The following is an 8,972-nucleotide window of genomic DNA, read 5'->3' as shown; positions in this document are numbered from 1 at the left end:
GCGGGCCGGGCCGGCGGCGGCGCCGGGCAGGGTGAGGGCGAAGACCGCGCAGGCGGCGGCGATCAGGATCCTGAGCAGACGCATGGCGGCTCCAGCCGGCTCGGGGCATGGGGGTGCGGAGCGGTGCTGTCCGGTGCGCGCACCAGTGCAGCGTGACGCCGCGAGCATGTCAAGAGATGCTCGGAACACGGCCCTTGCGCGCACGCTCGCGCAGGACACGCGGCGGCCGGAGCGGCTCGCGCGGCGCCCGCGGCGTGTAGAACCGACTCATGACAGCGGTGAGTGAGCAGAAGGCCGTGAACGTGGGCCCGTCGGGCATCGAGGTCGCCTACGAGCGCTTCGGCGACCCGCAGGCGCCCCCCGTGCTGCTGGTGATGGGTCTGGCCCTCCAGATGCACGGCTGGCCCGACGGGTTCTGCGCCGAGCTGACGGGGCGCGGGACGCAGGTGATCCGGTTCGACAACCGGGACTGCGGCCTGTCCTCGCACTTCCACGACGCGCCGGTGCCCGACGTGCCGGCGGCCCAGCGCGGCGACCTGTCGTCGGCCGCGTACGACCTGTCCGACATGGCGGCCGACTCGGTGGGCCTGCTGGACGCGCTGGGGCTGGAGAGCGCGCACGTCGTCGGGCTGTCACTGGGCGGGGCGATCGGGCAGACGATGGCGATCGAGCATCCCGGCCGGGTCCGGTCGCTGACCTCCCTGATGTCCACGACGGGCGCCCCAGGCGTCGGACGGCCGGACCCCGGGGTACTGGGGGTGCTGGCGGGGCCGCCGCCGGTGAGCCGCGAGGAGGTGATCGAGCGGACCGTCAGGGCGGTACGGGTCATGGGTTCGCCCGGGTTCGCCTGCGACGAGGCCGCGCTGCGCGAGCGCGCCGCCCGTGCCTTCGACCGCGCCTACGATCCCCTCGGCGTCGCCCGCCAGGCCGTGGCCTCCCTCGCCTCGGGCGACCGGACGGCCCGGCTGGGCGCGGTGCGGGTGCCGACGCTGGTGATCCACGGCGCCGACGACCCCGTGTGCGACGTCAGCGGCGGCCGGGCCACCACCGCGGCCGTCCCGGGCGCCGAGCTCGTCGTCTTCGACGGCATGGGCCACGACCTGCCGCAGGAGCTGTGGCCGGAGATCGCCTCGCTGATCACCTCCCTGGTGGAGCGCGCCGAGCGGGCCCCCGTCAGCCGCTGACCCCGGCCCGTCCGGGGTGGGCGTGGACGTGGTCGGTGTGGACGGTGGCGGCGGTCATCCGGGGGATCGCGCGGATCAGGGCGCCTTCCGCCGCCACCGCCAGCCCGTGCGCCTCGACGACGGTCAGGTGCGGGCCGACCACGATGTCGGCCTCGGCGCGCAGGGCGTGGCCGATCCAGCGCATGCGCAGCTGTCCGACGTCCAGTACGCCGTCCACCCCGCGCAGCGCGCGCTCGGCGGTGTCGACGAGGCCGGGGTCGACGGAGTCCATCAGGCGGCGGCAGACCTCGCGGGCGGCGTCCCCGAGGACCAGCAGGATGGCGAGGGTGATCAGCAGGCCCACGACGGGGTCGGCGGCCCGCCAGCCGAGGGCCGAGCCGGCGGCGGCCGGCAGGACGGCCAGGGAGGTGAACCCGTCGGTGCGGGCGTGCAGGCCGTCGGCGACCAGGGCGGCGGATCCGATCCTGCGGCCGGTGCGGATGCGGCGGCGGGCCACCCACTCGTTTCCGGCGAACCCGGTCACGGCCGCCGCGGCCACGGCCCACAGGTGGGTGACGTCCCGGGGGGCCAGGAGCCGGTCGACGGCCGCCCAGGCGGCGAAGGCCGCGGAGGCCGCGATGACCGCCACGACGAGGACGCCCGCGAGGTCCTCGGCGCGCCCGTAGCCGTAGGTGTAGCGCCGGTTCGCGGCGCGCCGGCCGAGGAGGAAGGCGATGCCCAGCGGTACGGCGGTCAGGGCGTCGGCGGCGTTGTGGACGGTGTCGCCGAGCAGGGCCACGGAGCCGGACAGGCCTGCGATCAGGGCCTGGACGGCGGCGGTCGCGCCCAGGACGGCGAGGGAGGTCCACAGGGTGCGCATGCCCTCGCGGGAGGTCTCCATCGCCGCGTCGACCTTGTCGGCGGCCTCGTGGCGGTGGGGGGTGAGCAGGTGCGCGAGCCGGTGGCGCAGCCGCGCCGCCCGCCCGGGGGCGTGGGGGTGGTCGTGGCCGTCGTGCGGGTGAGGGTCGTGCGGGTGGGTGCCGTGGGTGCTCCGGTTGACCTCCATGGCCTCCACGGTGGCACAGGGAGACGATTGCGGCTATGGCCGTCGTACCTGCCGTGACCAGGTGCGACGGGCTCGCAGGTGCGTCCGCGGCGCCGCCGGTGCCGGTTCCCCGCCGGAGCTGCCCGGAAGTCGACTTGACGGCGGGCGGCCGTGCCGGAATCCCCTCGGACGGCGGCCCTTCCGGGTCACCATGGCGGTGCCGTACTTCCTGACCTGAGACGACAGGAGCACGCCCGTGACCGGCCCCGGCGATTCCCGCGACCCCCTGGCCCCCGCCCGCCCCTCGGCTTCCTCGGCTCCCCCGGTGCTGCACGACGTGATGTTCGGCCACGTCCGTTCCGCGGCCCTGCGGGCCGTGGCGGTCCACCGGATCCCCGACCACCTCGCCGACGGCCCCCGCACGGCCGAGGAGCTGGCCGCCCTCAGCGGCACCGACGCCGCCGTGCTGCGCCGCGTCCTGCGGCTGCTCGCGGGACGGGGGCTGTTCCACGAGGACGAACAGGGCCGGTTTCGGCTGGAGCCGGCCGGACAGCCGCTGCGGACGGGCGTGGCGCACTCGCAGCACCCCGCCGTGCTGATGATCACCGACCCGATGATCGCGCGGTCCGCCGGCGAGCTGCCGCGGACCCTGGACGGCGGGCGGTCGTCCTTCGAGCTGGCGTACGGGAGCCCGTTCTTCGAGCACCTGCGGAAGTCGCCCGAGGACCGGGCCGTGTTCGACGCGGGGATGGCGGCGTTCTCCGGTCCGGAGGACGAACTGGTCGCGCGGGGCTACGCGTTCCCCGAGGGGGCGCGGGTGGTCGACGTGGGCGGCGGCCGGGGCGGGCTGCTGCGGGCCGTGCTGGACCGGGGGCCTTCGCTGGAGGGCGTGCTCTTCGACCGGCCGGCGACCGTGGCCGGGCACCTGCTGGACGAGCCGGGGCTGGCGGGCCGCTGGCGGGCCGAGGGCGGGGACTTCTTCGAGGCCGTTCCGCCCGGCGGGGACTTCTACCTGCTCAAGCACATCCTGCACGACTGGAACGACGAGGACGCGCTGCGCATCCTCGGCTCGGTCCGCCGCGCGGCGGCGGCCGGGGCGCGGCTGCTGGTCGTGGACGCGGTGCTGCCCGGGGGCGGTGTGCCGCATCCGGCCGTGGAGCTGGACATCGTGATGCTGATGGTCGTCGAGGGGCGCGAGCGGACCGCCGCCGAGTTCGAGGAGCTGCTGGCGCGCGCGGGGTTCCGGCTGCACCGGATCCTGCCGACGCCCTCGCTGCCGTCGATCGTCGAGGCGGTAGCGGTGTGACCGGCCCGCGGCCGCCGGGGGTCACAGGACGGCCGTGACGAGGGCGACGAGGAGCGCGGCCGCCACGCTCAGCGCGAAGACGGCGACCAGTCCGGCCAGCGCCGCGAGCAGGTGGACCTCCCCGTTCCCGGCCCCGCCGCGGCGGGCGCAGGCGAGCAGCCAGGAGGCGAGGGCGAGGAAGGGGACGAGGAGGAACCCGGTGACGGCGCCGACGTGCCCCACCGCGAGGGCGGACAGTTCGTACGCCCGCCCCCGCGCGATCCGCACCGGCACCGCGCTGCCCGGCTCGTGCTTCCCGGCGGCGCCGTCCAGCAGGACCTCGCGCGGCGGCCGGCCCGCGCCGCGCGGGGTGTAGAGGCCCTTGCACTCGGTGCCGCCCGGGTATCCCTCCGCGTCGGACGCGTCGTAGCACTCGGAGACGGCCAGGGTGCCGTCCACGGGCCGCAGGCCCAGGACGGCGACCAGCTGCGGTCCGGGCAGGAGCCAGACCAGCCACCCGGCGAGGGCGAGGACCGCCACGGACCCGAGGAGGGCCAGGCCCCGGACCGCGTTCCTTGCGCCAGCTTTCACGACTCCGCCTCCCGGGGATGAGCCATACCCCCGGTCGGGTCCGCTCTCACGTCAACCTCCCGGCGGGTGGGGCAGATGGAGCCACACCGCCCGATATCCGCCATATGCGGTAAGACGGCGTGAACCGCCCCGTCCGACTCCTAGGATTGGGGCCGCCGCGGCCCCGGGTGAGGCAGCAGGGGCCCACATTCAGGGAGTTGAGCATGAAGCGGTTGCGTGTGCTGGTCGTCGCCGGGGCACTGGCGCTGGGTACGGCGGGGGCGGGCACCGCCCAGGCCGCCCCTGCGCCTTCCGGCGCGGCGTCGGGCTGCCCCGCCGGGGAGGTCTTCGCCACCGACAACACGGCCGTCATCACGGATCCGGCCGACCCCCGGCTGAAGACGCGCCTGGTCCGCTTCGACCGCGAGGTCCGCGGGATCGTCCACGCCAACGGCGCCCGGACGGGCCGTTCGACCCTGCTGGACGGGGTGTTCTGGTCCGGCGATCTGAAGCAGACCACCTACGAGCGGTCGCGGCAGTTCGAGGTGAACCGGGTCAACCGCGACGGGCTGCACCACATCGCCGGCGTCATCGCCAAGGAGTACCACCAGGAGTCGGTGCTGACGTTCCGCTGCCTGCCGCGCACCTCGCCGGAGACCGACGCGGTCGAGATCCGGGCCTCCGGTGTGAGCGCCACCCGTCTGCACGACGCACTGGTCGCCGACCCCCACGCCCGTGACGAGCTCGGCGGCGGATCCGTCACCCTCGACGGGCAGCTCATCCTGATCGCTCCGCTCGCCGACCTGTCGCTCGCCCGGAATTTCACGGCGAAGCTCGGGGTCGACTGGTCGAAGGCCGAAGTCCGGTACGGCGACGAGGAGTTCGTCAGCTAGCACCCCGGCCGGCCGCGGCCCTCATCGTCGAGGACCGCGGCCGGCCTGCCGTACGCCCTGTCCGGCCTGGGGGGTGGTGCCAGCACCACCGGGGATACGGGCAGTGGGGGGATCGTCCGGGCGGCCGCGTTTTCGGAGGATCGGGGTGAACCGAATCGCTCCTACGGGGGGAACCACCCACATGCACCTCTTCAGGAAGCCCGCGCGCTGGGCCACGGCCGCCGCGTGCGGGCTGCTCGCCCTCGCCGCCCTGCCCGCCTCGCCGGCGGGCGCCGCTCCGGTGAAGGGCGGGTCGCCCGCCGTGCCGGCCCGGTACGCGCAGCAGCGGCTGGACTGGCAGCCGTGCCAGTCCGGGGCGCTGGAGTGCGCCTCCATGACGGTGCCGCGCGACTGGTACCACCCCGGCACGGGGGCGGACCTCACCGTCGCGGTGTCCCGGCACCGGTCCTCGGACCCCGCCGCGCGGCGCGGCGTCCTGATGATGGCGGCCGGCGGGCCGGGCGCCTCGGGTCTGGGCCGGCCGGCGGGGCTGGCGGCGTACTCGCCGAAGCTGGCGGCCGCGTACGACATCGTCGGCTTCGACCAGCGCGGGGTCGGGGCCAGCACCCAGGTGGTGTGCTCCGACCAGGACACCGTGGACGCCCTGTTCACCAGCGGCGACCTGCGCGACCGGTCGCCGGAGGCCGTGGCCGCCACCGTGGACCGCGCGCGGAGCTTCGTACGGGACTGCGAAAGCCGGTCGGGCGGCCTGCTCCCGTACATCACCACCGACCAGGCCGTGCACGACATGGACCTGTTCCGGACGCTGCTCGGCGAGTCCAGGGTGTCCTACTACGGCCCGTCGTACGCCACCTTCCTCGGCGCCTACTACGCGACCGAGTTCCCGCGCCGGGTCGACCGGGTGGTGCTCGACAGCAACATCGGCTTCACCGGTAGCTGGCAGGACTTCCTGACGGGGCAGCCGATGAGCTTCCAGCGCCGGTTCGAGCAGGACTTCCTGCCGTGGCTCGCCGCGAACGACGCGACGTACCACCAGGGCCGGACCGCCGAGGAGGCCAAGGCGTCCTACGAGCGGCTGCGGGCGGCGCTGGGCGCGCACCCGCTGGACCTGGAAGGGACGCTCGTCACCCCCAACCACCTGGACGCCGCCGCGACTTCGATCATCTACAGCGGTGACCGCTTCCCCGACCTGGCGGTGCTGCTGGGCGTGCTGGAGCACCCGGACGCGGCGCCGCCGGCCGCCCGCACGGCCCTCGCCGAGAAGCTGAGGCACCCGCTGGGGGCGCAGTTCGCGGCGGACTTCTTCTCCGTCATCTGTCAGGACACCCCCTGGAACCACGACGGCGCGTACTGGGTGCGGCGGAGCGAGGCGGACAGCCGCGCCTACCCGATGGCCGGGGCCCGGGAGCTGACCTTCGCATCGGTCTGCGCCTCCTGGCCGCGCTCGCAGGCGCCCCGGGTGCAGGTCACCGGGCGCGGGCTGCCGCCGGTCCTGATGCTCAACTCGAAGCACGATCCGGCCACTTACTACGAGGGTGCGCTGCGGGCCCACCGCGGGACGGCCGGATCCCGCCTGATCACGGTCGGCGGCGGTGACCACGGCGTCTACCAGTCGCACAACGCGTGCGTGGACGCGTACGTCGAGGGCTTCCTCGTCGACGGCCGGATGCCGGCCGGGGACGCCTCGTGCGAGGGCCGGCCGCTGCCGGATCCGGCCGCCGCAGGGCGGTAGACGCCGGGCGGTGGGCGGTAGACGCCGAGCGGTGGGCGCCGGGCCGTCAGGCCGAGGAGCCGCTGTCGACCACGAGGTCGGTGCCGACGACCGCACCCGCCTGCGGCGAGGCGAGGTAGAGCACGGCCGCGGCCACCTCCTCGGCCTCCGCGAGCCGGCCGAGGGGGTTCTCGCCCTTGATCCGCTCGGCGCGGTCGGCCTCGGTCTCGCCCTGGCGCAGCGACATGGGCGCGGCGGTGGCTCCGGGGCTGACCGCGTTGATGCGGATCCCCTCGCGGATGTGGTCGAGGGCGGCGGCGCGGGTGAGGGCGGCCACGGCCGCCTTCGAGGTGACGTAGGCGGCGGCGTTCGGGATGCGGGTGTGGGCGCCCAGGTTGGAGGAGACGTTGACGATGACCCCGCCGCCGTTCTCGCGCATGTGGGCGATCTCGTGCTTCATCGCCAGCCAGACGCCGGTGACGTTGGTGCGCAGCACCTCGTCCCAGTCCTCCTCGGTGATGTCGGCGGCGGGCACGGTGCCGCGCAGGACCGCCGCGTTGTTGACGGCGATGTCGAGCCCGCCGAAGCGGTCCGCGGTCTCGCGCACGAGGGCGGCGAGGCGGACGGAGTCGGTGACGTCGGCGGGGACGGCGGCGGCCGTGCCTCCCGCGGCCGCTATGAGGGCGACCGTCTCCTCCAGCGGAGCCACGGTGCGTCCGGCGGCGACCACGCGGGCGCCTTCGGCGGCGAAGGCGAGGGCGACGGCCCGGCCGATGCCGGTGCCGGCGCCGGTCACCAGGACGGTCTTGCCGGTGAAGCGGTTCATCTTCGGTGACTCCCTTGAGGGCCACAGGGCCCATATTTGAATGATCGGTTCAGAATGAGGGCGCACGAAGGGACGCCCCCGGCGGTTCGCGTGCGCAGGGCGACGCCGGCCGGGCGGTCAGTCCAGCAGGGTGAGCGCCTGTTCGGCCGCGTCCCGCACCCGGGCCGGGTCGTCCGAGGCCTTGCCGACGATCCGGACGCCCTGGAGCAGGACGAGCAGCATCCGGGCGAGCGCGCGCGGGTCGCGCCCGGCCGGCAGCTCGCCCTGGGCGCGGGCCCGGACCAGCGCGGAGTGCAGCAGGGTCTCGAAACGGTCCCAGCTCACCTCGACCCGGCGGGCGGCGTCGCGGTCGTGCGCGGCCAGTTCGGCGGCGGTGTTGGTGACGAAGCAGCCCGTCTGCCTCCTGCCCGGGACGGCGGCCTCCGCGGCGAAGCGGCGGACCACCTCCCGTACGGCGGGCAGCGCCGGCCCCGGCCGGGACAGCTCCGAGAGGAGCAGCGGGTTCTGGGTCTCGGCGTAGCGGTCCATCGCCTTCAGGTACAGCTCGTGCTTGCTGCCGAAGGTCGCGTAGATGCTGGCGCGCCCGATGCCGAGGTGCTCGACGAGGTCCGCGACCGACGTCGCCTCGTAGCCGCGGCTCCAGAACAGTTCGAGGGCCGACTGGAGCGCGGCGTCCGGATCGAATTCCTTGGTCCTGGCCACGTCGAAGATCATAGAGCTATCTGGAACGAACGGTCAATAAAGATCGGGTGGGGGGCCGCCCGTTCGGCGCGCCGCGCAGGCCCATTCGTGCTGTGCTCGTAGGGAAGGGTGTACAAGGCCGCGGACCAGGAGTGCCGAGGAGGAACCATGACGAGGAACCTGCGGGCCCGGGACATCATGACCAAGGGTGTGCAGTGCGTCCGGGAGGACCAGACCCTGCTGGACGCGTCGCGGATGATGCGCGACCTGAACGTCGGCTGCCTGCCCATCTGCGGGGACGACGAGCGCCTCCAGGGGCTGATCACCGACCGCGACATCGTGGTCAAGTGCTGCGCCGAGGGCAAGGACCCGGCGGCGATGAAGGCCCGGGAGCTCGCCGGGACGCTGCACTGGGTGGACGCCGACAGCAACGTGCAGGAGGCGGTGGACACGATGGAGGTCCACCAGATCAAGCGGCTGCCGGTCATCGACGTGGCCGGGGGCCACCGGCTGATCGGGATGATCACCGAGGCCAATCTGGCGAAGAACCTCTCGGACACGGAGATCGCGGAGTTCGCGACCCGCGTCTACGCCGCGAACTGACCGGCGGACAACCGAACGGCGAACCCCCGTAACCCCCCGCCGATGCCCTCGTTGAAGTAACCGGTCAGCGAAGTGGCGATGCGCCGGCCGGGGGGGCCCCCCCCCCGCCCCCCCCGGGTGTGTGGGGGGGGAAAAGGCCGGCGTGGTAAACCCCCAGCCCCCGCCCCCCCCCCCCCCCCCACACCAGAAGAAACA

9 protein-coding genes are annotated in these 8,972 nt (G+C 74.5%); 5 read left to right on the top strand and 4 right to left on the bottom strand.

Features of this window, described 5'->3' with window-relative positions:
• The first annotated feature begins 269 nt into the window (after positions 1 to 269).
• The gene (locus tag AB0F18_RS36905) at positions 270 to 1,184 is read left to right on the top strand and encodes an alpha/beta hydrolase (protein ID WP_362069192.1); all 915 of its coding nucleotides are present in this window, start codon (positions 270 to 272) and stop codon (positions 1,182 to 1,184) included.
• On the opposite strand, the gene AB0F18_RS36900 is transcribed toward AB0F18_RS36905, so the two are convergent.
• Positions 1,174 to 2,229 carry a cation diffusion facilitator family transporter gene (locus tag AB0F18_RS36900; RefSeq protein WP_362069189.1) on the bottom strand — a complete coding sequence of 352 codons (1,056 nt, stop codon included), beginning with the start codon at positions 2,227 to 2,229 and terminating at the stop codon, positions 1,174 to 1,176. The two genes, AB0F18_RS36905 and AB0F18_RS36900, sit on opposite strands and share 11 nt — an antisense overlap.
• Positions 2,230 to 2,464: 235 nt before the next feature.
• On the opposite strand from AB0F18_RS36900, the gene AB0F18_RS36895 reads away from it, so the two are divergent.
• On the top strand, positions 2,465 to 3,514 hold the full coding sequence (locus AB0F18_RS36895) for a methyltransferase (RefSeq protein WP_362069186.1): 1,050 nt from the start codon (positions 2,465 to 2,467) through the stop codon (positions 3,512 to 3,514).
• A 21-nt stretch (positions 3,515 to 3,535) separates the two neighbouring features.
• Here the strand turns inward: AB0F18_RS36895 and AB0F18_RS36890 are convergent, their stop codons facing one another.
• Entirely contained in the window at positions 3,536 to 4,084 is a 549-nt protein-coding gene (locus tag AB0F18_RS36890; RefSeq protein WP_362069183.1) for a hypothetical protein, read from the bottom strand.
• Between the two features lie 203 nt (positions 4,085 to 4,287).
• Here AB0F18_RS36890 and AB0F18_RS36885 point away from each other — a divergent pair, with 203 nt between their 5' ends.
• A complete protein-coding gene (locus tag AB0F18_RS36885; protein ID WP_362069180.1) occupies positions 4,288 to 4,956 on the top strand; it encodes a hypothetical protein in 669 nt (222 codons plus the stop codon).
• A gap of 181 nt (positions 4,957 to 5,137) precedes the next feature.
• Positions 5,138 to 6,688: an alpha/beta hydrolase gene (locus tag AB0F18_RS36880; RefSeq protein WP_362069177.1), complete on the top strand. Its 1,551-nt coding sequence runs from the start codon at positions 5,138 to 5,140 to the stop codon at positions 6,686 to 6,688.
• Between the two features lie 46 nt (positions 6,689 to 6,734).
• Here AB0F18_RS36880 and AB0F18_RS36875 read toward each other — a convergent pair whose 3' ends face one another.
• On the bottom strand, positions 6,735 to 7,493 hold the full coding sequence (locus AB0F18_RS36875; protein WP_362069174.1) for an SDR family oxidoreductase: 759 nt from the start codon (positions 7,491 to 7,493) through the stop codon (positions 6,735 to 6,737).
• Between the two features lie 117 nt (positions 7,494 to 7,610).
• Positions 7,611 to 8,195 carry a TetR family transcriptional regulator gene (locus AB0F18_RS36870; RefSeq protein WP_362069171.1) on the bottom strand — a complete coding sequence of 195 codons (585 nt, stop codon included), beginning with the start codon at positions 8,193 to 8,195 and terminating at the stop codon, positions 7,611 to 7,613.
• Positions 8,196 to 8,342: 147 nt separating this feature from the next.
• Between AB0F18_RS36870 and AB0F18_RS36865 the strand changes: the two genes are divergently transcribed.
• Positions 8,343 to 8,777 carry a CBS domain-containing protein gene (locus AB0F18_RS36865; protein ID WP_362069168.1) on the top strand — a complete coding sequence of 145 codons (435 nt, stop codon included), beginning with the start codon at positions 8,343 to 8,345 and terminating at the stop codon, positions 8,775 to 8,777.
• Positions 8,778 to 8,972 lie beyond the last annotated feature (195 nt).

Origin of the sequence: Streptomyces sp. NPDC029216 (assembly GCF_040648015.1) — a bacterium.
Taxonomy (GTDB): domain Bacteria; phylum Actinomycetota; class Actinomycetes; order Streptomycetales; family Streptomycetaceae; genus Streptomyces.
Note: the sequence above shows the minus strand (reverse complement) of the source record. Positions and strands in the feature narration are given on the sequence as shown.

What these genes read in the sequence shown, in the direction of transcription:
- AB0F18_RS36885 (WP_362069180.1), top strand. Translation starts at nt 4,288, where the DNA reads ATGAAGCGGTTGCGTGTGCTGGTCGTCGCCGGGGCACTGGCGCTGGGT.
- AB0F18_RS36875 (WP_362069174.1), bottom strand. Translation starts at nt 7,493, where the DNA reads ATGAACCGCTTCACCGGCAAGACCGTCCTGGTGACCGGCGCCGGCACC.
- AB0F18_RS36905 (WP_362069192.1), top strand. Translation starts at nt 270, where the DNA reads ATGACAGCGGTGAGTGAGCAGAAGGCCGTGAACGTGGGCCCGTCGGGC.
- AB0F18_RS36865 (WP_362069168.1), top strand. Translation starts at nt 8,343, where the DNA reads ATGACGAGGAACCTGCGGGCCCGGGACATCATGACCAAGGGTGTGCAG.
- AB0F18_RS36900 (WP_362069189.1), bottom strand. Translation starts at nt 2,229, where the DNA reads ATGGAGGTCAACCGGAGCACCCACGGCACCCACCCGCACGACCCTCAC.
- AB0F18_RS36880 (WP_362069177.1), top strand. Translation starts at nt 5,138, where the DNA reads ATGCACCTCTTCAGGAAGCCCGCGCGCTGGGCCACGGCCGCCGCGTGC.